The following is a 23,318-nucleotide window of genomic DNA, read 5'->3' as shown; positions in this document are numbered from 1 at the left end:
ACCGAGAACACTAGCCCGCGTTCGCGTCGCTCTCAGCTCGACGAGAGCGGGCTATCGGCCCGGGGTGGAGCTCCGTGCGGCAGCAAGCATTCCGGTTGTGATCTTCCGCACGTCCTCGCTGGTGCACACGTACGGCGGCATCGCGTAGATCAGGTTCCGGAACGGCCGCAACCAGACCCCGGCGGCCACCGCGGCGTCGGTGGCGGCACGCATGTCGACGGGTTCGGCGAGTTCGATCACGCCGATCGCGCCGAGCACCCGGACGTCCCGGACGCCGGGGAGTTCCCGGGCCGGTGCGAGTCCCGATTCGAGTTCGCGGCGCACGGCCTCGACCTCGCCTCGCCAGTCGCGCGACAGCAGGAGTTCGATCGACGCCACCGCGACGGCACAGGCGAGCGGGTTGGCCATGAACGTGGGACCGTGCATCAGCCCGCCGGCGTCCCCGGCGCTGATCGTCTCGGCGACGTCGGTGGAACAGAGCGTCGCCGCGAGGGTCATGTACCCGCCGGTGAGGGCCTTGCCGACGCACATGATGTCGGGTCGGGCGCCGGCGTGGTCCGCGGCGAACAGCTCGCCGGTGCGGCCGAAACCGGTCGCGATCTCGTCGAACACCAGCAGGAGCCCGTGCTCGTCGCAGATCCGCCGCAGCTCCGACAGGTACCGGGGGTCGTGGAAGCGCATGCCACCGGCGCCCTGCACCACCGGTTCCACGATGACGGCCGCCAGTTCGTCGGAGTGGGAGGCCACCAGACGCTCGAACTCTGCGACGTACCGCGGGTCGAACTCGCGGGGCGGGGGTCCGGCGAAGACCTGCCGTGCCAGGACGTCCGTCCACAGGGAGTGCATGCCGCCGTCCGGGTCGCAGACGCTCATCGGGGCGAACGTGTCGCCGTGATACCCGCCGCGCCAGGTGAGCAGCCGGTGTCGCTCCGGCCTGCCGCGACTGCGCCAGTACTGCAGGCACATCTTGACGGCGACCTCTACGGACACCGAACCGGAATCGGCGAGGAACACCTTGTCGAGTCCGTCCGGGGTGATCTCCACGAGCAGCTGGGCCAGTCGCGCGGCCGGTTCGTGGGTGAGCCCGCCGAACATCACGTGGCTCATCCGCCCGAGCTGCGCCGTCGCCGCCGCGTCGAGGACGGGATGCCGGTAGCCGTGGACCGCGGCCCACCACGAACTCATGCCGTCGACGAGTTCACGTCCGTCGGCGAGAGTGAGGCGCGTCCCGCTCGCCTCGGCCACCACGAGCGGGGTGGTCGAGGCGGGGAAGGCGCCGTACGGATGCCAGAGCAGCGAGGCATCGAGGGACGTGATGTCGTCGACGGACAGGCTCGGGGAGGTCACGGTCTCGACCCTAGCCACCCGAAGAAAACCGGGCCCACCCGGGTTGAACACCGTTCAAGTCGCGTATCGTGCCGGGGGTGAGTACCGACCGCACCTTCACCACCTGGCTCGACGACGTCGAGGACCAGCGGCGCGCCGCGGGACTGCGCCGCGAGTTGCGTCCACGCGCGCCGGGCAACGCGCTCATCGATCTGGCATCCAACGACTACCTCGGACTCGTACGGCACCCGGAGGTGCTGCACGGCGCGATGACCGCGCTGCGCCGCTGGGGTGCGGGGGCCACCGGCTCGCGTCTGGTCACGGGATCGACCACCGAACACGAACTGCTCGAGACGGAACTCGCCGAGTTCGTCGGCGCCGAGGCCGGGCTGGTGTTCTCCTCCGGTTACACCGCGAATCTCGGTGCCGTCACCGCACTGTCCGGCGCCGGATCGCTGATCGTCTCCGACGCGGGCAGCCACGCGTCGCTGGTCGACGCGTGCCGCCTGTCCCGGGCCCGCGTGGCCGTCGCACCGCACGCCGATCTCGACTTCGTCCGCAGCGCACTGGCCACCCGGACGGAGGAGCGGGCGCTGGTCGTCACCGATTCGGTGTTCAGCGCGGACGGTGATCTCGCACCCCTCGTCGACCTCCACCGGGTGTGCCGCGACCACGGGGCGTTCCTCGTCGTGGACGAGGCGCACGGCGTCGGAGTCCGCGGCGCAGGGGGCCGCGGACTCGTGCACGAGGTGGGGCTCGCCGGCGAACCCGACATCGTCGTCACGGCCACGCTGTCGAAGTCGCTGGCCAGTCAGGGCGGTGCGGTGCTGGCGTCGGAGAAGGTGCGTGCGCATCTCGTCGACGCCGCGCGCACGTTCATCTTCGACACCGGACTGGCCCCCGCGGCCGTCGGCGCGGCGCGGGCGGCACTCGCCGTTCTGCGGCGGGAACCGCACCGCGCCGAGTCCGTCCTGGACCGTGCGCGGGATCTCGCGCGGTTCACCGGCGCAGGGGCACCCGAGTCCGCCGTCGTCTCCGTGATCCTCGGCGACCCGCAACGCGCCGTCGACGCCGCAGCCGCCTGCCGCGAACAGGGACTGCACGTCGGCTGCTTCCGGCCCCCGTCGGTGCCGGAGGGCACGTCGCGTCTGCGGCTCACCGCCCGCGCGACGCTCGACGCGGACGAACTGGCGCGGATCGAAGCCGTGCTGACCGACGTCCTGGCGGGAGCGTCGGCGTGAGCATCCTGGTGGTCACCGGCACGTCCACGGACGTCGGCAAGACGGTGGTCACGGCGGCGCTCGCGGCGGCTGCACGCGAGGCCGGCCTGTCCGTGGCGGTGTGCAAGCCCGCGCAGACCGGCGTCGCCCCGGGAGAACCGGGCGATCTGGCCGAGGTGACCCGACTGTCCGGCGTGACGGCGGTGGTGGAGCTGGCCCGCTACCCCGAACCACTCGCCCCCGACACCGCGGCCCGGCGCAGCGGGCAGCCGATGCTGCGGTGCGCCGACGTCGTCGAGACGGTCCGCGCACTCGACGACCGGCACGATCTGGTGCTCGTCGAGGGTGCGGGCGGCCTGCTGGTGCGATTGGGCGCCGAGGGCTTCACGCTCGTCGATCTCGCGCGCGCCCTCGACGCACCGGCTGTCGTGGTCGCCGCGGCCGGGCTCGGCACGCTCAACCACACCGAGCTCACGATCCGGGCACTGTCGTCGGCCGGTCTCGCCTGCGCCGGAACGGTGATCGGGTCGTGGCCGGACGAGCCCGGGCTCGCCGAGCGGTGCAATCTCGACGACCTGCCGGCCGTGACCGGGGTCGACGTCGTCGGCTCGGTGCCCGCGGGCAGCGGACGCCTCGGCTCCGCGTCGTTCGGCGCGGCCGCCTCCACGTGGTTCGACGGCACCTGGCTGAAGGCGACGCTCGCGGGCCTCTGAGCTGGGGCGGTCAGGATTCGGCGAGCACCGACAGCACGTTGCCGGCGGGGTCGGTGAACCAGGCGATGTCGGGACCGTTGCCGCGCATGATTCCCTTGTCGTCCTGATCGAAACCGCCGTACCGCAGGAACCGTATCCCGCGCTCGGTGAGCGCGTCGACGGCCTTCTCGACGTCGTCGACGGCGAAGTTCAGGATGGTGAACGTCGCCGGCGTGTGGTCGGGTTTGGGATAGATCAGCACCACTGGCCCCTGGGGGAGGTGCAGGCCCAGCAGGCCCATCTCCTCTTCGGTGACCTCGAGGCCTAGGGCGTCGGTGTAGAAGGACTTGGCCGCGGCGATATCGTCGACGGCGAATCCGCTGAATGCTCTCGCATTGCTCAACATGGCTGTTCTCTTTCCGTGCTGTCGGTCAGGACATCTCGGCCCGCGCCTGCGCGCTGAGCTGGATGATCTGGACGTAGTTGCCGTCGGGGTCCACGGCGGTGCCGAACCAGCTGCCGTCACGATCCTCGAGCGGGGACAGCCACGTCGCGCCGAGTTCGTCGATCCGGTCTGCTGCGGCGCGGGCGTCGGTGACCTCGACGTTGAGGAGTACGCGTCCGGGTTCGGGATTCGTGTCGCCGACGTCGTCACGCCGGTCGAGCATGATGTAGAAGCCGTCGAAGTCGAGGACGTCGTAGCCCGGCTCGCCGGGGGTGCGTTCGACCTTCGGCGAGAACGCGGCGGTGTACCAGTCCCGTAGTCGGTCGGGCTGAGTGCTGGCGAGCAGGATGCTTCCGATCGTGGCGTCGGCCATGATGTCCTCCCGGTGGGTGTGCGTTGTCGGTGGTCCTGCAGATATGGACTCGGCCGCCCCGCGAAATTCATCGCCACGGAGTTTCCGAGGTTCCGAAAGCTGCACCGTCCCCTCCGAATGTCGGTAGTGTGATTCGTGTCACGGCTACATCCGGCTGGGTTGGGAGGGGTCACATGTCGACCTCCGAAATGCTCGAATTGAATCGCACCATCGACCGCCTTCGGCGCGCTGTCGGTTCGTTGCGATCGATGTACGGCGACGCCGCATCCGTGCGGCGACTGAGCAACGATCTGGAGCGGCTCGAGATCGACGCGCGGGACCTCGACTCCTCGCCACCGAACGTCGTCCACCGGGAACCGGTGGAGCGAATCAAGGTGTCGGACACCCCGTACGACGCGTCGATGTGGCTCGGTGTCGACGACGAGGGGCTGGGCGGGCTCCACTACGAGCGCGGATGAGCGCGCCGCCGAAGAATCCCGAAAGTGCCGGTGTGGGGGCGCCGACGCGTGCCCGGATCGCGGAACGCACGCTCCGCACCGACCGGTGGTGGCTCGCCCCGCTGCTGACGGTGCTCGGCCTGTCCGTCTTCGTGGTGTACGCATCGGTCCGGTCGTGGGTCCGCACCGCGTACTTCGTCGAGGACTATCACTACCTGACGCCGTTCTACTCGCCGTGCCTGAGCGATTCGTGTGTGCCCGGTTCGAGCGACTTCGGGACACCCATCGGCGAGTTGCCGATGATCATCCCGCTCGGGTTCCTGGTGCTGCCGTTCCTGCTCGGCTTCCGGCTCACCTGCTACTACTACCGCAAGGCCTACTACCGGTCGGTGTGGTTCTCGCCGCCCGCGTGCGCGGTCGCGGAGCCCCATCGAACCTACACCGGTGAGACGCGCCTGCCGCTGATCGTCCAGAACGCACACCGCTACTTCTTCTACGTCGCACTCGTCGTCTCGCTGATCAACACGTACGACGCGATCCGCGCGTTCCACGGCGCCGACGGCGGATTCGGAATCGGGCTCGGCACACTCATCATGGTCTGCAACGTGATCCTGCTCTGGGCGTACACCGTCTCGTGCCATTCCTGTAGGCATGTCACCGGCGGCAGGCTCACCCACTTCTCCAAGCACCCGATCCGATACCGGCTCTGGACCTGGGTCAGCACACTGAACACCCGGCACATGCAGCTCGCCTGGACCACCCTCGCCACACTGATCGTCACCGACTTCTACGTGATGCTCGTGGCCAGCGGGACCATCTCCGACCTGCGCCTGATCAACTGACTTCACCGAAGAGGGAGTGGAATGACGGAAGTCGAACGGCACCAGTACGACGTCGTGGTCATCGGTGCCGGCGGCGCCGGACTGCGAGCGGTCATCGAGGCCCGGGAACAGGGCCTGTCCGTCGCCGTCGTCTGCAAGTCGCTGTTCGGCAAGGCGCACACGGTCATGGCGGAGGGTGGCTGCGCCGCCGCGATGGGAAACGCCAACGAGAAGGACACGTGGCAGACCCATTTCCAGGACACGATGCGGGGCGGCAAGTTCCTCAACAACTGGCGAATGGCCGAACTGCACGCCCGCGAGGCTCCCGACCGGGTATGGGAACTCGAAACGTACGGCGCCCTGTTCGACCGGACCCCCGACGGCCGGATCAGCCAGCGCAACTTCGGCGGTCACACGTATCCGCGGCTCGCCCACGTCGGTGACCGCACCGGACTCGAATTGATCCGCACCATGCAGCAGAAGATCGTGTCGCTGCAACAGGAAGATTTCGCCGCCACCGGCGACTACGAGGCCCGGATCAAGATCTTCGCCGAGTGCACCATCTCCGAGCTGACCAAGGACGGCGACCGGATCTCGGGTGCGTTCGGATACTGGCGCGAGAGTGGACGGTTCGTTCTGTTCGAGGCACCGGCCGTCGTGATGGCCACCGGCGGGATCGGCAAGTCGTTCAAGGTGACGTCGAACTCGTGGGAGTACACCGGCGACGGTCACGCCCTCGCCCTGCGCGCAGGCGCCAACCTCATCAACATGGAGTTCGTGCAGTTCCACCCCACCGGCATGGTGTGGCCGCCCAGCGTCAAGGGCATCCTCGTGACGGAAGGCGTCCGCGGCGACGGCGGGGTCCTGAAGAACTCCGAGGGTGAGCGGTTCATGTTCTCGTACATCCCGCCGGTCTTCAAAGGGCAGTACGCGGAGACCGAGGAAGAGGCCGACGGCTGGTACAAGGATTCCGACAACAACCGCCGCACACCGGATCTGCTGCCGCGCGACGAGGTGGCCCGCGCCATCAACTCCGAGGTCAAGGCCGGGCGGCAGACCCCGCACGGCGGCGTGTACCTCGACATCGCCTCGCGCATGCCCGCCGACGAGATCGTCCGGCGGCTGCCCTCGATGTACCACCAGTTCAAGGAACTCGCGGACGTCGACATCACCAAGGAGCAGATGGAGGTCGGGCCCACCTGCCATTACGTGATGGGGGGCATCGAGGTCGACCCCGACAGCGGGTCCTCCAGCGTCGCGGGTCTGTTCGCCGCGGGGGAGTGCTCGGGCGGGATGCACGGCTCCAACCGGCTCGGCGGCAACTCGCTGTCCGACCTCCTCGTGTTCGGGCGTCGCGCCGGACTGGGGGCGGCGGAGTACGTGAAGTCGCTGCAGGAACGGCCGGTCGTCTCCGCGGACGCCGTCGATGCGGCGGCGCGGATGTTGTTGTCGCCGTTCGATCCCGCGGTCGGGGAGGGCGGCACCACCGAGAACCCGTACACGCTCCACACCGAACTGCAGCAGACCATGAACGACCTCGTCGGCATCATCCGGAAGGAAGACGAGATCGTCCGTGCCCTGGAGAAACTCACGGAGATCAAGGGCCGCATCGGGGGCGTGGAGGTCGAGGGGCACCGCCAGTTCAACCCGGGATGGCACCTCGCCGTCGACCTGCGGAACATGGTGCTGGTCAGCGAATGCGTCGCGCAGGCGGCTCTGCTGCGCACGGAAAGTCGCGGTGGGCACACCCGCGACGACCACCCGAGCATGGAGGCCGAGTGGCGCAACACTCTGCTGGTGTGCAGCGTGGTCGGCGACATGTCCGCGCATCCCGATTCGGTGGTGCCGGACGTCACCGTCACCCGCGAGCCCCAGCTCCCGATGCGCGCAGAGCTGTTGGAGCTCTTCGACATCGACGAACTGGCCAAGTACTACACCGACGCCGAACTCGCGGAACACCCGGGAAGGAAGGCCTGAGATGGGTTACGACGGGCAGTTCCGGGTCTGGCGCGGCGACGCCGACGGCGGCGCCCTCCAGGACTACTCCATTCCCGTCAATGAAGGTGAGGTGGTGCTCGACATCATCCACCGGTTGCAGGCGACGCAAACCCCGGACCTGGCGGTGCGATGGAACTGCAAGGCGGGCAAGTGCGGCTCGTGTTCCGCGGAGATCAACGGCCAGCCACGGCTGTTGTGCATGACGCGGATGTCGACGTTCACGGAAGACGAGGTGGTGACGGTCACACCGCTGCGGGCGTTCCCGGTCATCCGGGATCTCGTCACCGACGTGTCGTTCAACTACGCGAAGGCGCGGGAGATCCCGTCGTTCACCCCGCCGCCGGGGCTCGGGCCGGGCGAGTACCGGATGCAGCAGATCGACGTCGAACGGTCGCAGGAATTCCGCAAGTGCATCGAGTGCTTCCTCTGCCAGAACACCTGTCACGTCATCCGTGATCACGACGACAACAAGCCGGCGTTCTCCGGGCCCCGCTTCTTCATCCGCGTCGCCGAACTGGAGATGCATCCACTCGACACGGCCGACCGTCGTGAGGCGGCGCAGGAAGAGTTCGGCCTCGGGCTCTGTAACATCACCAAGTGCTGCACCGAGGTGTGCCCCGAAGGGATAAAGATCACCGACAACGCCATCATTCCGATGAAGGAGCGGGTGGTCGACCGACGGTACGACCCCATCGTCTGGTTGGGCAACAAGCTCTTTCGCCGCGGTTAGCGCCTCCGGCACCCGTGAGTACTTATTAACCGCGGGCGGTTGATAAGTACTCACGGGCGCGTCAGCGCACGGCGTGGAGGTTGCGGGCGGTGGGCGACTTCTCGACCGATTCGGGGTCGGGGTCGGTGCCCAGGATCCGGTCGGCGGTTCCCGAGGTGGTGACGGTGAACCAGTAGTGCTCGTTCTTGTAGTGGTGATGGCGATGGTTGCGCCAGATCGCGCGGTACAGGCGGGAGTTCGGCTTGTAGTCGCTGTGGATGAGGTAGTGCGTCCATTCGTAGAGGACACCCAGGACGCTCAGCACCACCAGGAACGTCAGTCCGAGTCCGGTGCGCGGGAACGCGAGCAGTGAGACGGCTACGAGAACCGGGATCAGCCACATCAGTGTCTGCCACGGGATGAAGACGAGCGGTACGTCCCGGGGGTCGACGTGGTGCTCGCGGTGCTTCCGGGCGAGCAGTGAATCGACGGTCAGGCCCAGGACCTTTCGGGGCTTCCAGTGCAGGATGCAGACGTGGATGACCCATTCGGCGAACGGGAACACGGCCAGCATCACCAGCGGAAGCACGGCATCGGTCAGCTGCCAGTCGCCGACGATCAGGCGGGCGGCCACCGCGGCGACCAGCATGCCGCCGATCATCCACGGGGAGGGGTGGCGGCGGAACTGGTCTGCGGCGTCGCGGAGGGTGATCGACCTGCGCTGGCGGCGATCTGCGGGAGGTTTCGTGGTCATGTGTCCTTCTCCGAATCGTGTTGGTGCAGTGCGTCGATCACGGCGGTCACGGCCGCCGTGCCGAGGTCGAGGAGGGTGGTGGCGGTCTGGGCCGCGGCGACTTCGTCGTGGGCGGAGATCGCCTCCGCCAGCTGGGAGTACAGGTCGGTGCGGCCGACTTCCGCGACCATGACGGCGGCCATCGCCGTCATGGTCGGTTCGTACGCGTTGCGGAGGCTGTTGAAGATGAGCCGGAATGCGATGGAATCGGCCGTGTCGACCACGCGCTCCCAGAAGGCCAGGGCGCCGACCTGCTGCGCGACCGGGTCGCTGTCCGAGGCGAGACGATCCACGGCGACGCGGAGAGCGGCACCCGACTCGTCGGTCGCCCGGCCGGCGGCGAGCCGCGCGACCTGCACGCCGATCATCCGCCGGGCCTCGAGGACGCTGCGGACCACGGCCCAATCGGGTACGCCGTCGCGGACCAGCAGCTGGGACAGCAGTTCGGGCCCGCCGTGCTGCCGGAAGTCGCGCACCGAGGTGGCGTCGCCCTGCCGGACCTCGACGAGTCCGGCCTGGGCCAGCTTCTGGATCGCCTCCCGGACCGCGGGCCGGGACACCCCGAAGGCTTCGGCCAGACGTCGTTCGCTCGGCAGGGCGTCGCCGGCGGCGAGGTCGCCGCCCAGCACGCGCGCGGTGATCTGGTCGAAGACTTCGGTGGAGGCGGATTTCCGCGCGATCGGCTCGAACATCATGACCACGACACTAAGGCGGCGATAGGTAAGAGGTCAAGTGGTCTTACCAGTGGCTCACGTGCCGAAAAGGCTCCGGACGAACGCACTGGTGTCGGGCAGGGACGCGGGCATGGTGTACAGATGGCCGGTCGGATACGTCCGGAACACGAACTGCTGCCCGTTCGCGGTGAGGTCGGCCGTGAGTTTCCAGGTGAGGGGGATGGGGACGACGTCGTCGAACAGTCCCTGTCCGATGAACAGCGGCCGGTCGTAGCCCCGCACGGGAACTCCCAGCGTGATGCGCAGCGCAGCCAGGACCGCCGGGTCGTCGAGGGGGCGGGACATCAACTGGCCGATCGAGATCCCGTCGAGTTGCGGGGCAGCCTCCTCGTAGCAGAGCGATTCGACGCGATTCAGGACGTCGACGCCGAGCGGTGTGAGGTAGCGGTCGATATCGAGGTCGAGCCGCGACGCACGCAAACCGGCGAGCGCGTACGCCACGAACACCGTGCTCCCGGTCAGGGGGAGCTGTGGGAATCCGGGGCCGACGAGCGGTGCGAGGTTCTCCAGATTGGACGGGGCGCCGGTGGCGACGGTGCCGCGGAAGTCGAGGTCGGGTGCGTACGTGGTGGCCATCGAGGCGGCGACGAGAGCGGCGTGACCGCCCTGCGATTGGCCGATTGCGACCCACCGGTTCGACAGGGACGGCGTGACGGTCCGCGCCGCGCGCACCATGTCGATCACGCTGTGCGCCTCCGTCGGGCCGTCCAGGTACGGGTGCACACCGGGTGTGCCGAGGCCGACGTAATCCGTTGCGACGACGGCGTAGCCCTGGTCGAGCCAGTGCTGGACGTACGGTCCGACGAGTTTTCCCGTCACCGTCGGCGCGCACTTGTCGGCGATGCCGACCGTTCCGTGGGCCCAGGACACGACGGGCCACCCGCCGGGCGGCACCTCACCGGGGGGCAGCAGGACCGCGCCGGTGCTGAGCGCGGGTTCGTTCATCGGCCCCGTCGTCCAGTAGGTGACGTACGTGGCGTCGGCGACGCCCGGCGGCCGCGCGTCCGGCGCCACCGGCGTCTCGACGACGACGGCACCCGGATCACCGCCCGCAGTCTGTGCCGCCGCCGGGGTGGGCGCGCCGAGGAGCGACAGCGTGAGTGCCGCCGCGAGAACCGTTCCGGTGCGGCGGCCGAACGAAGACGTCATCGCATCCGTCCCTGGGCCGTCGGAGGCGCCGCGCGGTCCTCGAGTGGCCGACGCGGCGTCGACTCAATTGTGCGCGCTCAGGGGCGGTGGGCGGAGTCTTTCAGTCGTGCGCGAATTCCGTCGACGAACAGCGACAGGCCGAAGTCGAACCGGACCGCCGGATCGCCGTCGAGGAGATCCTCGTCGTACGTCGCGATCGGAGACTGCGGGGCGTCGGGGGAGAGGGCCGCCCGGGTGAGGGCCCCGGCCGACTCCATCTGCGCCCGCGACTGCTCGTCGACCGTGTGGCCGAGGACGTAGTACAGCAGCGAGTAGGACGACAGTTCCGCGTGTTCGCGGGACAGTCCGGATCGCAGACCGGCTGCGGCGAAGCTTTCCCGGACCCGGGAGTTGGTCATGCGGGACGCATACGTGGCGGAGACCAGTTCGGCGCCGTCGCGATGGGCGAGCAGCGCGGTGCGGAGCCGGTGGGCCAGTTCGGTGAACTCCGCGTCCCAGCCGGGGGCCGTGACCGGTGCGTCGACGTCTTCGAGGATCTTGTCGGCGAGGGCCCCGAGCAGGGTCTGCTTGTTGGGGAAATGCCAGTACAGCGCACCCGGCTGCACGCCGAGGGCCGTCGCGAGTCTGCGCATCGTGAGGTCGGCGAGGCCGAACTCGTCGAGGATGGCCATTGCGCCGTCGAGTACGTCGCCGCGTCGCAACTGCACTGTGTGATCTCCCAATCTCGTCGAAAGCCCGCTTCGGCTTTGACAGTATTCCACCACGGATCTAACGTGAACACCGTTCAACTTGTACGGTGTTCAATTTTTCGGTCCAGTCGATTCACGGCACGTGATCGGCCCGTTTTCCAGGAGATACGTGTGACATCGGCCCCGGTACAGACAGATATCCTCGCCCTCGCGCGTGAGCAGGTTCTCGAGCGCGGTGACGCGCTGAACGAGAGTCAGGTGCTCGAGGTTCTGCAACTTCCCGACGACCGGCTCGAGGAACTGCTCGCCCTCGCGCACGACGTGCGCATGAAGTGGTGCGGTCCCGAGGTCGAGGTCGAGGGCATCATCAGTCTCAAGACCGGCGGCTGCCCCGAGGACTGCCACTTCTGCTCGCAGTCCGGCCTGTTCCAGTCGCCGGTCCGCGCGGCGTGGCTCGACATCCCGTCGCTCGTGGAGGCCGCGAAGCAGACCGCCAAGTCCGGCGCCAGCGAATTCTGCATCGTCGCCGCCGTCCGCGGCCCCGACGAGCGGCTGCTCGCCCAGGTCGCTGCCGGCATCGAGGCGATCCGCAACGAGGTCGACATCCAGATCGCCTGCTCGCTGGGCATGCTCACCCAGGAGCAGGTCGACCAGCTCGCCGCGATGGGTGTGCACCGCTACAACCACAACCTGGAGACGTCGAAGTCCCACTTCCCGAACGTCGTCACCACCCACACGTGGGACGAGCGCTGGAACACCCTCCGCATGGTGCGCGAAGCGGGCATGGAGGTGTGCTGCGGCGGCATCCTCGGCATGGGCGAGAGCCTCGAGCAGCGCGCCGAGTTCGCGGCCAACCTGGCCGAACTCGAACCCGACGAGGTGCCGCTGAACTTCCTCAACCCGCGTCCCGGAACCCCGTTCGGCGACCTCGAGGTCCTGCCCGCGAGCGAGGCCCTCAAGTCGGTCGCCGCGTTCCGCCTCGCGCTGCCCCGCACCATCCTCCGCTTCGCAGGCGGTCGCGAGATCACGCTCGGGGACCTCGGAGCCAAGCAGGGCATCCTCGGCGGCATCAACGCCGTCATCGTCGGCAACTACCTCACGACCCTCGGCCGCCCGGCCGAACAGGACCTCGACCTGCTCGTCGATCTGCAGATGCCGATCAAGGCCCTGAACGACACCCTGTGACGATCCGGGCAGAGGCGACCATGGGCGACCGCCCCGAGGATCGGGTCGACCGCCCCGAGGATCGGGTCGACGGCACCGAGGAGCGCTACAACCCGTACACCGGCCGCCGCGTGGTGGCCGGTGTGGACGACGCGGTCCCCACCGCCGCGCAGCTGGGGCTTGAGCCGCCCCGCTTCTGCGAGGCGTGCGGCCGCCGGATGGTGGTGCAGATCAGCCCGGACGGCTGGTGGGCGAAATGTTCCCGCCACGGTGTGTTCGACTCGATCTACGGCGGACGGCGGTAGCGTCGGACGGGTGACCACGCTCCCGCGCTTCAGGCTTCGATCTGCCGCCGGAATCTTCTGCGGGACGGTGGTGGCGAGCGCGCTCGCCGGGGTGTTGTGGGGAGTCCTCGCACCGCCCGAGCACCTGCTGGTGGTCGCCCCCGACCGTGGGGTGTCGCTGACAGGGGAGAGCCTGCACCGGTTCGACGCGATCGGGATGTTCGCCTGCGCGGGCCTGGTGGTCGGCATCCTCACCGCGGTCGCGGCGTGGACGGCGCGGACGAGTCGCGGCCCGGTGGCGCTGGGCGCGGTCCTGGCAGGCAGTGTGGTCGGGGCCGGGGTGATGGCGCTCGGTGGAATCGGCGTGGCTGCGCTGCGGTTCCCCGACCCCGACACCTCGACCGCAGGCACCGTCGTGGCGGTCGCGCCGGGAATCGGAACCCTGCTGGTGCTGATCTTCCAGCCCCTCGTCGCCTGCGCGGTGACGTTGGTGCTCGCCGCGCTCAACCCGTACGACGATCTCGGTGTCAGCGATCCCCCGGTCGAACTCGACGAGCCGGAGGAGCGCGACGCGTCCGTTACCTCGTGACCGAGGTCCGCATCCGTACGTCACCGAGGAGGCGCCCGCTGGCGAGAGCGCCGATGCGGCGGGTCGCGAACCGGGTGCTGACCGACGACACCCAGTTCATCAGCCCGGAGACGACGCTCGGCGGGGTGCTGCGCCGGTCCAGGGCACGCAGCGCTGTCGTGACCACCTGATCCGCGGTCTGCATGCGGCCGACGGCGGCGTCCTCGGAGCCGACGACGTCGAAGAACTCGGTGCGGGTGGGGCCCGGGCAGACGGCGAGCACGGTGAGGCCCGTGCCTCGCGCCTCGGCCCACAACGCCTCCGTGAAATTGAGGACGAACGCCTTCGTCGCCCCGTAGACGGCCATGCCCGGAGTCGGCTGGAACGCTGCGGTGCTCGCGACGTTCACGAGTGCGCCGCGTCCCCGGAGCAGGTCGGGCAGGAACGTGTGCGACAGCTCGACGAGGGTGGTGACGTTGAGCTGGATCTCGGAGGTGAGGCGCTCCAGGTCGGCGGAAGCGAAATCTCCGTGCGTTCCGAATCCCGCGTTGTTGATCAGTGAGTCGACGCGGATGTCGCGGGCGGTGAGTTCGCTGCGCAACCGCTCGCCGGCACCTTGTGTCGCGAGGTCGAACGGGAGCACGGTGACCGACACGTGGTGCGCGGCGCGGAGTTCGGTGGCGAGTTGTTCGAGGCGGTCGGCGCGGCGGGCGACGAGGACGAGATCTGCTCCCCGCTCGGCGAACCGGCGGGCGAATTCGACGCCGAGGCCCGCGCTCGCGCCGGTGATGAGGACGGTGGTTCCGGATATGTCGAAGGACATGTCTGCTCCTAGCGGTGGGGTGCCTCGAATGTAGTCAGTGTCATCTATGTAGTCAATGACAACATTTTGCTAGGCTGGCGGCATGTCCGTCGCCGAACAGCCCTACCACCACGGGAGTCTTCGTCGGGTGCTGCTCGCGCGCGCCGAGAGCACGCTCGAGAAGGACGGTGTCGACGGACTCTCCCTCCGGCAGCTCGCTCGTGAGGCCGGGGTCAGTCACGCCGCACCCAGCAAGCACTTCCGGGACCGTCAGGCGCTGCTCGACGCACTCGCGGAGTCCGGTTTCCTGCGCCTCACCGCCGCTCTCGAACGCGCGGTCGAGGAGGCGGAACCCCACGCCCGGGCCCGCTTCGCCGCGCTCGCCGGCGCCTACGTGAGCTTCGCGCTCGAGCATCGCGAGTTGCTGGCCCTGATGTACGGCAACAAGCACGCGCCCGGAGCCGCCTCCCAGGTCGTGGAGGCCGGCCACGCCTCGATGGACCTGACGGTCCGTATCGTCACCGAGGCCCAGGCCGCGGGCGACATCGGACCCGGGGACGCGTCGCGCATCGCCCTCATCGCGTTCGCGACGTTCCACGGGATCGCGACCCTGGCCGCCGGCGGAATGCTCGACGGCGCGCCGGTGGACGAAGTCGTCACCGCCGCATCGGACACGTTCTGGCGGGGTCTCGCCCAGGCGTGAGTCCGACGCCCTGACGTGTGGAGGCGGCCTGACGCGCGGGGTCAGCTCGGCGGTCGAAGCGCCGCGAACTCGTCCGTCACCCGCAGCGTGGAGTCGGTGAACCGGTAGAGCGCGGCCGGGCGCCCACCGGTGCGGCCCGACGGTGCCGTGTTCCCGGTAGGAGTCAGCACCCCACGTCGTCCGAGGACGCGCTGGAGATTGGTCGCATCCACCTGGTACCCGAGTGCGGCGCAGTAGATCTCACGCAGCGTCGACATGGAGAACTCGTCGGGGGCCAAACCGAACGCGATGTTGGTGTAGGAGAGCTTGGCCGCGAGGCGGGTCCGGGCGTGCCGGACGACGGTGCCGTGGTCGAACGCCATCTCGGGGAGCGCGGACACCGGGTGCCACGCGGTGTCCGGCGGCAGCTGCGGGTCGGCGGGGAGGGGCACGAGCCCGAGGAAGGTCGACGCGATGGTGCGCGGGCCCGGCACTCGATGCGGATCGCTGAACACCGACAGCTGCTCGAGGTGGGAGACCTCCTGCACGTCCACCTTCTCGGCCAGCTGGCGTCGCGCGGACGTGGTGAGGTCCTCGTTCTCGTGGAGCAGTCCGCCGGGTAGGGACCAGGCGCCCGCCTGGGGATCGAGGGCCCGTTGCCACAGCAGCACGGCGAGCTCACCGGTGCCCGCCGCGTGACGCGCATCACCGCCTTGACCTGCGGTGATGTGGTCGGGGAAGTGGCGAACCTGGAACACCGCGGTAAGCACTTCATGCGTGGTGTTACTATTGGGCATGTTTTCGATCCTAAGTCGAAAACCTCGATTGCGGAAATTCGGGCCAGCCCGCCCGAGTTCACGGTGAAGGAGCAAGCCATGACGACCACGACGTTGTGGGCGGGTACCAACCCGCAGATTCAGGACGGTCCCGGCGGTTACGCGGGCGTCGAGGCGAGCGAAGAGTGGGCTGCCGAGATCAAACGGCTGGCACGTGAGCGGGGAGCGACCCTCCTTGCGCACAACTACCAGTTGCCCGCCATCCAGGACGTGGCCGACCACGTAGGCGACTCCCTGGCACTCTCGCGCATCGCCGCCGAAGCCCCCGAGGACACCATCGTGTTCTGCGGCGTGCACTTCATGGCCGAGACCGCGAAGATCCTCAGCCCCGCCAAGACCGTCCTGATCCCGGACGAGCGCGCGGGCTGCTCGCTCGCCGACTCGATCAACGCCGATCAGCTGCGGGAGTGGAAGGCGGAATTCCCCGACGCCGTCGTCGTGTCGTACGTCAACACCACCGCCGAGGTGAAGGGTCTGACGGACATCTGCTGCACGTCGTCCAACGCCGTCGACGTGGTCGCGTCGATCGACCCCGACCGTGAGGTCCTGTTCCTTCCCGACCAGTTCCTCGGCGCACACGTCAAGCGCGTCACCGGCCGGAAGAACATGCAGATCTGGGCGGGTGAGTGCCACGTCCACGCCGGCATCAACGGCGACGAACTCACCGCGCAGGCCAAGGCGCACCCCGGTGCCGAACTGTTCGTGCACCCCGAATGCGGTTGCGCCACCTCGGCTCTCTACCTGGCCGGCGAAGGGTTCGTGCCCGAGGACAAGGTGAAGATCCTCTCGACGGGCGGCATGCTCGACGCCGCCCGCGCGACCGGGGCGAAGCAGGTTCTCGTGGCCACCGAGGTCGGGATGCTGCACCAGCTGCGCAAGGCTGCGCCGGAGGTCGACTTCCAGGCCGTCAACGACCGCGCGTCCTGCCCGTACATGAAGATGATCACTCCCGCGGCCCTGCTCCGCTGCCTGCTCGAGGGCAAGGACGAGGTTCACGTCGATCTCGAGACCGCAGAGCGTGCCCGCAAGTCGGTGCAGCGCATGATCGAGATCGGAAACCCGGGCGGCGGCGAGTGAGCAGCCCGGCCCGGGGGATTTCCTGGGAAGAGCACGCCGACCTCGTGGTGGTGGGCGGTGGTGTGGCCGGACTGACGGCCGCACGCACCGCCTCGCTGCGCGGACTGACCGTGCTCACCGTCAGCAAGGGTGGGGTGACGGACACCGCGACGCAGTACGCGCAGGGTGGTATCGCGGTGGTGGGTGACGCCCTCACCGATTCGGTGGCCTCGCACGTCGCCGACACGTGCGAGGCCGGGGTGGGCCTGTGCGACGAGGACGCCGTGCGGTCGATCGTGGCGGGCGGCCGTGATGCCGTGGCCGCGTTGACCGATCTGGGCGCGGTGTTCGACCGCGGCCGCGACGGCGCCGTCTCGCGCACCCGCGAGGGCGGCCACAGCACCCGGCGGATCATTCACGCCGGCGGGGACGCCACGGGCGCGGAGGTGCAGCGCGCTCTGGGTGCCGCCGGCCTTCCGGTCCTGTTCGACAGTTGCGCCGTACGGGTGCTCACCGATGCGCGCGGCGTCACCGGCGTGCTCGTGGATTCGCCGCGCGGACTCGGCGTCGTCCACACACCGGCCGTCCTCCTGGCGACCGGCGGACTCGGGCAGCTGTACGCCTGCAGTACCAACCCGCCCGGAGCGACCGCGGACGGCATCTCTCTCGCGCTCGACGCGGGCGCAGCCGTCGCCGATCTCGAGTTCGTGCAGTTCCACCCGACCGTCCTGTTCACTCCCGGCGGTCTCGGACGGCGTCCGCTGATCAGCGAGGCCGTCCGCGGCGAGGGCGCGATCCTCGTAGACGCCAACGGCGATTCGGTGACCGCGGGTGTGCATCCGCGCGGCGACCTCGCCCCCCGCGACGTCGTGTCGCGGGCGATCGCGTCGAGGCTCCGGGACCTGGGTCACGACCACGTCTACCTCGACGCGCGTCACCTGTCCGGGTTCGCGCAGCGGTTCCCGACCGTGACGGCGTCGTGCCTGGAAGCCGGGATCGACCCGCGCGAACAGCTGATCCCGGTCGCGCCCGCCGCGCACTACTCGTGCGGCGGAGTGGTCACCGACGTCGACGGACGCACCGCAGTCCCCGGTCTCTACGCAGCGGGAGAGGTGGCCCGCACGGGGCTGCACGGAGCGAACCGGCTGGCCTCCAACAGTCTCCTCGAGGGCCTGGTGGTCGGCGAGCGGGTCGGCGGCGCGGCCGTCGACCGCGCCGGCCTCCGCGTCGAGGCAACCGCCCCCGAGCAGCGTGCCCTGCCGTCCGCACCGCGGGAGCTGGTGCAGCAGTTGATGACCGGCAACGCCTCCGTCGTCCGGGACGGTGCCGGCCTCGAGGCGGTGGCCGCCGCCCTCGCCGGCGCGCCGCGCACGGTGCCTGAGGGGGAGACCGCGCTCGAAGACGCCGCGTTGACCCTGACGGCGTCCGCGCTGGTACTCGCGGCCGCCGCGCGGACCGAAAGTCGTGGTTGCCACACCCGCAGCGACTACCCGCAGACGTCCGACGAGTGGCGCCGCAGCACGCATGTACGCCTCCGTGACGGCGAACTCGAGCTTCTCGAACCCCAACTGACAGGAGTGCTGTGATGTCCGACCATGTCCTTCCCGACGGTCTGGACGCGGCCGAGGTGCGTGCGCTCGTGCGTCTCGCCCTGGACGAGGACCTGCGGTACGGACCGGACGTGACGTCGTCGTCCACGGTCCCGGCGGACGCGGTGGCGAAGGCGTCCGTGGTCTCCCGTGCGCACGGCACCGTCGCCGGCCTCGACGTGGGACTGCTGGTGCTCGACGAGGTGATCGGGGCGGGCCGCTACCAGATTCTCGACCGGGTCGCCGACGGCGCCCGCGTCGTGCCGGGCCAGGCCGTGCTGACGGTCACCGCGCCCACGCAGGGGCTGCTCACCGCGGAGCGGACGATGCTCAACCTGGTGTGCCACCTGTCCGGCATCGCCACCGCGACGTCCGCCTGGGTGGACGCGGTCGAGGGCACCGGGGCGAAGATCCGGGACAGTCGCAAGACGCTGCCGGGACTGCGCGGCTTGCAGAAGTACGCCGTGCGGGTGGGCGGCGGCGTCAATCACCGCATGGGCCTCGGCGACGCGGCACTGATCAAGGACAACCACGTCGCGGCCGCCGGTTCGGTGGTGGCGGCGCTGCGGGCGGTGCGCGCGGCGGCACCGGACATCGAGTGCGAGGTGGAAGTCGACAGCCTCGAGCAGCTCGACGAGGTGCTGGCCGAGAACGTCGAACTGGTGCTGCTCGACAACTTCCCGCTGTGGCAGACGCAGATCGCGGTGCAACGCCGCGACGCGAACGCCCCCGGCACCAAGCTGGAGTCGTCGGGCGGACTCACGCTGGACGTCGCGGCCGAGTACGCCGGGACCGGAGTCGACTACCTCGCGGTCGGCGCGCTCACCCATTCCGTCGCCGTGCTGGATCTCGGCCTCGACATGTGAACCCACCCGTGAGTACTTCTCAACCGCCCGCGGTTGAGAAGTACTCACGGGTCAGACGGCGCGGCGGACTGTCGCCAGGAATGTGGCCGCGACGAAGAACAATCCGGAGAACGTCCGGTTGGTGGCGCGCTGCTGGCGTGGTGACCGCATCAGCCGCAGGACCTTCGACGCCAGCCCGGTGTATCCGGTCATGACGACGACGTCGACCGCGATCATGGTGGCGGCGATGATCAGGTACTGGGGGAGCAGGGGCGCCGACGGGGTGATGAATTGCGGGAGCACCGCGAGCATGAAGACGACGGCCTTCGGGTTGCTGGCATTGACCAGGAACCCGCGCAGGGTCATCGCGGGCCCGCTGGTCTCGGCGACCTCGCCGTCGACGCCGGACACATCGGTCGCATTCGCCCGCCACTGGCGGATGCCGAGATACACCAGGTAGGCGACGCCGAACCACTTGATCACCGTGAACGCGAGGGTCGAGTTCGCGAGCAGCGCCCCGAGTCCGGCGGCGACCACCGCGATCTGCAGCAGCAACCCCAGCTGCAGACCCGCGATGTTCCAGTAGCCGCGTCGGAGCCCGAACCGCATCCCCGTGGCCATCGACGCGATCGCGCCGGCCCCCGGGGACAGACTGATCACGCACGAGGCCCCGAGCACTGCACACCACATCTGCCACGACACCAGGTGATGGTACGTCGCGCCCCGGGCGGTACTCGTTCTACGGGGGATCGATACAGCTGAGGGGCGGATCCACGAGGGAACAGAGTGCGGCAGGGCGTTCGGGTCCGTAGCCGGGCGGGAGACCGTTCGCGACGAGGTCCCGGTAGGTGGTCACCGCTTCGGTCGGTCGCCGGGTGAGGGAGGGGTCGGTCAGCGCGTCGACGGTGAACAGACCGAACCGGGGACGGTACGTGCCCCACTCGTAGTTGTCGGTGATCGACCAGTAGTTGTATCCGATCACCGGGGCGCCGTCCGCCCGCGCCCGCTCCAGCCAGTAGACGTGATCGCGGAGATGATCGGACCGGGTGTAGCCGTCCGGGCGCGGTTTTCCGTCGTCGGTGGGCATGCCGTTCTCCACGACGTACAGCGGTAGTCCCGGGAATTTGCGGGTGTACCGCATCAGGGCGTGGTAGATGCCGTCCGGTTGGGGGCTGATGTCGTAGAAGGCGTCGGTGACCGCATTGGCCGCGGTGACGTTGTCGGGGGAGAGGCCGTAGTAGTAGTCGACGCCGAGGAAGTCGAGCTTGTCGCGGACCCGGTCGACGAAGGTGGCGTCGAGCGCGTCCATGGCGGCCGGGACGTACGCGAGGTTGCTGCTCACCCGGGCGCCCGGGTCGTTCTCGTGGATCAGGTCGTAGGCGCGGCGGTGGACCTCCACGAGCCGGTCGAGCATCTGCGGGACCCGGTCGGGGCCGACACCGCCGAACGTCAGCTCCTTCTGCACGTACACGGTCGGTTCGTTGATCGTGATCCAGAGCGCGCCGAGACCGGAATAGCGCTCGATCACCCTCTGCGCGTTCGCGAGCCAGTCGTCGACGGTGTCCGGGTTCGTCCACCCACCCTGATCGGCGACCCACCCCGGATACACCCAGTGGTCGAGCGTGATCATCGGGGTCATCCCGCGGCTGGTGATCTCGCGGACGACGTCGTCGTAGTACCGCAGTTCGGTCTCGTCCCACACGCCCGGGGCGGGCTGCACGCGGGCCCATTCGACGCCGAACCGGAAGACGTCGACACCCAGGTCCGCGGCGCGGGCGATGTCCTCGGTGTACCGGTGACGGAAGTCGACCGAGTTGCCGATCGCGTCGTGGGTCCGCCCCGAGTCGGAATACCGCCGCCAGTTGCTGTCCGGTGAGGAACCCTCCGATTGGAACCCGGACGTTGCCACGCCCCACAGGAAGTCGTCGGGGAGAGGGGCGGCGTGCGCCGCGGTGGCGGGCGCCAGCAAGCACAGCAGGACCGCGCCGGCGCCCAGGAGTCGCGAGGGAGTCCGCATCGGCCGAAGAGTAGCGGAAACGCTGTCCCGACTGCGCCGATTGGGGGATACTGATGAGTAGGACTACCCGCCAGTAGGAGGCGCGTCATGGTCGACACCTCAGCTCCGAAGGTCACCGAAGAAGAAGCACGAGCGGTCGCGGAGGAGGCGAGGGAATCCGGCTGGGACAAACCCTCCTTCGCGAAAGAACTGTTTCTGGGACGGTTCCGGCTGGATCTGGTTCATCCCTTCCCCCGCCCGGCTACCGAGGACGCCGCGAAGGCCGAGGAATTCCTCACCCGCCTCCGCGCCCACTGCGAGGAGATGGACGGCAGCGTCATCGAATCCCAGTCGCGCATTCCCGACGAATACGTCCGCGGCCTCGCCGACCTCGGCTGCTTCGGCCTGAAGATCTCGGAGGAGTACGGCGGCCTCGGACTCTCGCAGGTCGCGTACAACCGGGCGTTGATGCTCGTCGCGTCGGTGCATCCGAGCCTGGGAGCGCTGCTGTCGGCTCACCAGTCGATCGGCGTCCCCGAACCACTCAAGCTGGCAGGCACCCCCGAGCAGAAGCGCGAGTTCCTGCCGCGCTGCGCACGCGGAGCTATCTCCGCGTTCCTCCTCACCGAACCGGACGTCGGTTCCGACCCCGCGCGCCTGGCGTCCTCCGCGACCCCGATCGAGGGCGGTGCCGCCTACGAACTCGACGGCGTGAAGCTGTGGACGACCAACGGCGTCGTCGCCGAACTGCTCGTCGTCATGGCGCGGGTACCCAAGAGCGAAGGTCACCGCGGCGGCATCTCCGCGTTCGTGGTCGAGGCCGACACCCCGGGCATCACCGTCGAACGACGCAACGCGTTCATGGGACTGCGGGGGATCGAGAACGGCGTCACCCGGATGTACAAGGTCCGCGTTCCCCGCGAGAACCTGATCGGCCGGGAAGGTGACGGACTCAAGATCGCGCTCACCACCCTCAACGCGGGCAGGCTGGCGATTCCGGCGATGTGCGCCGGGGCCGGGAAGTGGTCGCTGAAGATCGCCCGCGAATGGTCCGGGGTACGGGTCCAGTGGGGCAAGCCCATCGCCGAGCACACGGCCGTCGCCAACAAACTGTCGTTCATGGCCGCGACCACCTATGCCCTCGAGGCCGTAGTGGACCTGTCGGCGCAGATGAACGACGAGGGTCGCAACGACATCCGGATCGAGGCGGCGCTCGCCAAGCTGTGGTCGTCCGAGATGGCCTGCGTCATCTCCGACGAGCTGATCCAGGTCCGCGGCGGTCGCGGATACGAGACGGCGGCGTCGCTGGCCGCCCGCGGTGAACGCGCGGTGCCGGTGGAACAGCTGGACCGCGACCTGCGCATCAACCGGATCTTCGAGGGTTCGAGCGAGATCATGCGGCTACTGGTCGCGCGCGAGGCCGTGGACGCGCACCTCACGGCCGCGGGCGATCTCGCGGACCCGCACGCCGACACGGGTGCGAAGGCCCGCGCGGCCGCCAAGGCGAGCGGGTTCTACGCGAAGTGGCTGCCGCAACTCGTGGCAGGCAAGGGGCAGGTGCCGACGTCCTACAGCGAATTCGGTGTCCTGGCCAAGCACCTGCGGTTCGTCGAACGGCACTCCCGCAAGCTGGCCCGCTCCACGTTCTACGGGATGGCCCGGTGGCAGGCGGCGCTGGAGAAGCAGCAGGGCTTCCTCGGCCGGGTCGTCGACATCGGCGCCGAACTGTTCGCGATGTCCGCCACGTGCGTCAAGGCGGAGATGCAACGCGAGGAGAACGAAGCCGAGGGCGCGGCCGCCTACGAACTCGCCGACGTGTTCTGCCGGCAGGCGGCGCTGCGGGTCGAGAAGCTGTTCGACGGTCTGTGGCACAACACCGACGACGTGGACAAGCAGGTTGCGCACTCGATCCTCGAGGGACGGTATGCGTGGCTGGAGCGGGGAGTGGTCGACCCCAGCGAAGGCACCGGTCCGTGGATCACCGAGTGGACCCCCGGCGCGTCCACCGAGGAGAACCTGGCGAGGAGGTTCCTGCACTCCACCCGCCTCTAGGCCGTCCGGTTCCCCGCCACGGCTCGGCGGTACCCTCCGAGGAGACGCGCACACCAGC

The 23,318-nt window shown here is 69.1% G+C and carries 25 protein-coding genes; 14 read left to right on the top strand and 11 right to left on the bottom strand.

Annotated elements, in window-relative coordinates:
• Window positions 1-51: 51 nt before the first annotated feature.
• The gene (locus QM806_RS03545) at window positions 52-1,347 is read right to left on the bottom strand and encodes an adenosylmethionine--8-amino-7-oxononanoate transaminase (protein ID WP_054248060.1); all 1,296 of its coding nucleotides are present in this window, start codon (window positions 1,345-1,347) and stop codon (window positions 52-54) included.
• A gap of 77 nt (window positions 1,348-1,424) precedes the next feature.
• On the opposite strand from QM806_RS03545, the gene QM806_RS03540 reads away from it, so the two are divergent.
• Window positions 1,425-2,567: an 8-amino-7-oxononanoate synthase gene (locus QM806_RS03540; RefSeq protein ID WP_005563010.1), complete on the top strand. Its 1,143-nt coding sequence runs from the start codon at window positions 1,425-1,427 to the stop codon at window positions 2,565-2,567.
• Window positions 2,564-3,259, top strand: coding sequence for a dethiobiotin synthase (gene bioD, locus QM806_RS03535; RefSeq protein WP_169694900.1), 696 nt, complete (start codon window positions 2,564-2,566; stop codon window positions 3,257-3,259). Before QM806_RS03540 ends, bioD begins: the two co-directional genes overlap by 4 nt.
• 10 nt (window positions 3,260-3,269) lie before the next feature.
• On the opposite strand, the gene QM806_RS03530 is transcribed toward bioD, so the two are convergent.
• Complete coding sequence (locus tag QM806_RS03530; RefSeq protein WP_166680609.1) at window positions 3,270-3,644, bottom strand: VOC family protein; 375 nt, start codon at window positions 3,642-3,644, stop codon at window positions 3,270-3,272.
• Between the two features lie 25 nt (window positions 3,645-3,669).
• Window positions 3,670-4,056, bottom strand: a complete 387-nt coding sequence (locus QM806_RS03525; protein WP_005563012.1) for a VOC family protein — start codon at window positions 4,054-4,056, stop codon at window positions 3,670-3,672.
• Window positions 4,057-4,229: 173 nt separating this feature from the next.
• Between QM806_RS03525 and QM806_RS03520 the strand changes: the two genes are divergently transcribed.
• The 4 genes from QM806_RS03520 to QM806_RS03505 are packed head-to-tail and all read left to right on the top strand — an operon-like array spanning window position 4,230 to window position 8,042.
• Window positions 4,230-4,514 (top strand): Rv0250c family protein, encoded by a 285-nt coding sequence (locus QM806_RS03520; protein ID WP_005247567.1) that lies wholly within the window; start codon window positions 4,230-4,232, stop codon window positions 4,512-4,514.
• Entirely contained in the window at window positions 4,511-5,335 is an 825-nt protein-coding gene (gene sdhC / locus QM806_RS03515; protein ID WP_005260277.1) for a succinate dehydrogenase subunit SdhC, read from the top strand. Before QM806_RS03520 ends, sdhC begins: the two co-directional genes overlap by 4 nt.
• 21 nt (window positions 5,336-5,356) lie before the next feature.
• On the top strand, window positions 5,357-7,291 hold the full coding sequence (locus QM806_RS03510) for a fumarate reductase/succinate dehydrogenase flavoprotein subunit (RefSeq protein WP_007297414.1): 1,935 nt from the start codon (window positions 5,357-5,359) through the stop codon (window positions 7,289-7,291).
• A gap of 1 nt (window position 7,292) precedes the next feature.
• Window positions 7,293-8,042, top strand: a complete 750-nt coding sequence (locus tag QM806_RS03505; protein ID WP_182625062.1) for a succinate dehydrogenase/fumarate reductase iron-sulfur subunit — start codon at window positions 7,293-7,295, stop codon at window positions 8,040-8,042.
• A gap of 61 nt (window positions 8,043-8,103) precedes the next feature.
• On the opposite strand, the gene QM806_RS03500 is transcribed toward QM806_RS03505, so the two are convergent.
• The 4 genes from QM806_RS03500 to QM806_RS03485 all read right to left on the bottom strand — a co-directional run bounded on the left by QM806_RS03500 (window position 8,104) and on the right by QM806_RS03485 (window position 11,404).
• Window positions 8,104-8,775, bottom strand: a complete 672-nt coding sequence (locus QM806_RS03500) for a sterol desaturase family protein (RefSeq protein WP_005260281.1) — start codon at window positions 8,773-8,775, stop codon at window positions 8,104-8,106.
• The gene (locus tag QM806_RS03495; protein ID WP_007297412.1) at window positions 8,772-9,509 is read right to left on the bottom strand and encodes a FadR/GntR family transcriptional regulator; all 738 of its coding nucleotides are present in this window, start codon (window positions 9,507-9,509) and stop codon (window positions 8,772-8,774) included. The genes QM806_RS03500 and QM806_RS03495 overlap by 4 nt, the downstream gene beginning before the upstream one ends.
• 54 nt (window positions 9,510-9,563) lie before the next feature.
• The gene (locus tag QM806_RS03490; RefSeq protein ID WP_169694397.1) at window positions 9,564-10,697 is read right to left on the bottom strand and encodes a lipase family protein; all 1,134 of its coding nucleotides are present in this window, start codon (window positions 10,695-10,697) and stop codon (window positions 9,564-9,566) included.
• A gap of 77 nt (window positions 10,698-10,774) precedes the next feature.
• Window positions 10,775-11,404, bottom strand: a complete 630-nt coding sequence (locus QM806_RS03485) for a TetR/AcrR family transcriptional regulator C-terminal domain-containing protein (RefSeq protein ID WP_169694395.1) — start codon at window positions 11,402-11,404, stop codon at window positions 10,775-10,777.
• Between the two features lie 153 nt (window positions 11,405-11,557).
• Here QM806_RS03485 and bioB point away from each other — a divergent pair, with 153 nt between their 5' ends.
• Genes bioB through QM806_RS03470 form a run of 3 tightly spaced genes read left to right on the top strand, consistent with a single transcriptional unit; the run spans window position 11,558 to window position 13,423 of the window.
• The gene (gene bioB, locus QM806_RS03480) at window positions 11,558-12,571 is read left to right on the top strand and encodes a biotin synthase BioB (protein ID WP_005260291.1); all 1,014 of its coding nucleotides are present in this window, start codon (window positions 11,558-11,560) and stop codon (window positions 12,569-12,571) included.
• The gene (bsaP, locus tag QM806_RS03475; protein ID WP_005568723.1) at window positions 12,568-12,855 is read left to right on the top strand and encodes a biotin synthase auxiliary protein BsaP; all 288 of its coding nucleotides are present in this window, start codon (window positions 12,568-12,570) and stop codon (window positions 12,853-12,855) included. Before bioB ends, bsaP begins: the two co-directional genes overlap by 4 nt.
• A gap of 10 nt (window positions 12,856-12,865) precedes the next feature.
• On the top strand, window positions 12,866-13,423 hold the full coding sequence (locus QM806_RS03470; protein WP_054248067.1) for a DUF2567 domain-containing protein: 558 nt from the start codon (window positions 12,866-12,868) through the stop codon (window positions 13,421-13,423).
• On the opposite strand, the gene QM806_RS03465 is transcribed toward QM806_RS03470, so the two are convergent.
• On the bottom strand, window positions 13,413-14,225 hold the full coding sequence (locus QM806_RS03465; protein ID WP_065491639.1) for an SDR family NAD(P)-dependent oxidoreductase: 813 nt from the start codon (window positions 14,223-14,225) through the stop codon (window positions 13,413-13,415). The genes QM806_RS03470 and QM806_RS03465 overlap by 11 nt on opposite strands.
• An 82-nt stretch (window positions 14,226-14,307) precedes the next feature.
• Between QM806_RS03465 and QM806_RS03460 the strand changes: the two genes are divergently transcribed.
• On the top strand, window positions 14,308-14,907 hold the full coding sequence (locus QM806_RS03460; RefSeq protein WP_005568834.1) for a TetR/AcrR family transcriptional regulator: 600 nt from the start codon (window positions 14,308-14,310) through the stop codon (window positions 14,905-14,907).
• 41 nt (window positions 14,908-14,948) lie between these two features.
• Here the strand turns inward: QM806_RS03460 and QM806_RS03455 are convergent, their stop codons facing one another.
• Window positions 14,949-15,683 (bottom strand): NUDIX hydrolase, encoded by a 735-nt coding sequence (locus QM806_RS03455; RefSeq protein ID WP_007297405.1) that lies wholly within the window; start codon window positions 15,681-15,683, stop codon window positions 14,949-14,951.
• 78 nt (window positions 15,684-15,761) lie between these two features.
• Between QM806_RS03455 and nadA the strand changes: the two genes are divergently transcribed.
• Genes nadA through nadC form a run of 3 tightly spaced genes read left to right on the top strand, consistent with a single transcriptional unit; the run spans window position 15,762 to window position 19,233 of the window.
• Window positions 15,762-16,799, top strand: coding sequence for a quinolinate synthase NadA (gene nadA / locus QM806_RS03450; RefSeq protein ID WP_005260307.1), 1,038 nt, complete (start codon window positions 15,762-15,764; stop codon window positions 16,797-16,799).
• On the top strand, window positions 16,796-18,364 hold the full coding sequence (locus QM806_RS03445; protein ID WP_064080633.1) for an L-aspartate oxidase: 1,569 nt from the start codon (window positions 16,796-16,798) through the stop codon (window positions 18,362-18,364). The genes nadA and QM806_RS03445 overlap by 4 nt, the downstream gene beginning before the upstream one ends.
• Window positions 18,364-19,233, top strand: a complete 870-nt coding sequence (gene nadC / locus QM806_RS03440; protein ID WP_169694393.1) for a carboxylating nicotinate-nucleotide diphosphorylase — start codon at window positions 18,364-18,366, stop codon at window positions 19,231-19,233. The genes QM806_RS03445 and nadC overlap by 1 nt, the downstream gene beginning before the upstream one ends.
• Before the next feature lie 51 nt (window positions 19,234-19,284).
• Here the strand turns inward: nadC and QM806_RS03435 are convergent, their stop codons facing one another.
• A complete protein-coding gene (locus QM806_RS03435) occupies window positions 19,285-19,914 on the bottom strand; it encodes a LysE family transporter (protein WP_005260313.1) in 630 nt (209 codons plus the stop codon).
• 37 nt (window positions 19,915-19,951) lie between these two features.
• On the bottom strand, window positions 19,952-21,229 hold the full coding sequence (locus tag QM806_RS03430) for a glycoside hydrolase family 1 protein (protein WP_167115593.1): 1,278 nt from the start codon (window positions 21,227-21,229) through the stop codon (window positions 19,952-19,954).
• A gap of 87 nt (window positions 21,230-21,316) precedes the next feature.
• Here QM806_RS03430 and QM806_RS03425 point away from each other — a divergent pair, with 87 nt between their 5' ends.
• Window positions 21,317-23,260: an acyl-CoA dehydrogenase family protein gene (locus QM806_RS03425; RefSeq protein WP_005260317.1), complete on the top strand. Its 1,944-nt coding sequence runs from the start codon at window positions 21,317-21,319 to the stop codon at window positions 23,258-23,260.
• Window positions 23,261-23,318 lie beyond the last annotated feature (58 nt).

The organism is Rhodococcus sp. IEGM 1351 (genome assembly GCF_030056875.1).
GTDB lineage: Bacteria > Actinomycetota > Actinomycetes > Mycobacteriales > Mycobacteriaceae > Rhodococcus_F > Rhodococcus_F opacus.
The sequence above is the reverse complement of the archived record's forward strand: the minus strand, read 5'-3'. Positions and strand labels throughout refer to the sequence as shown.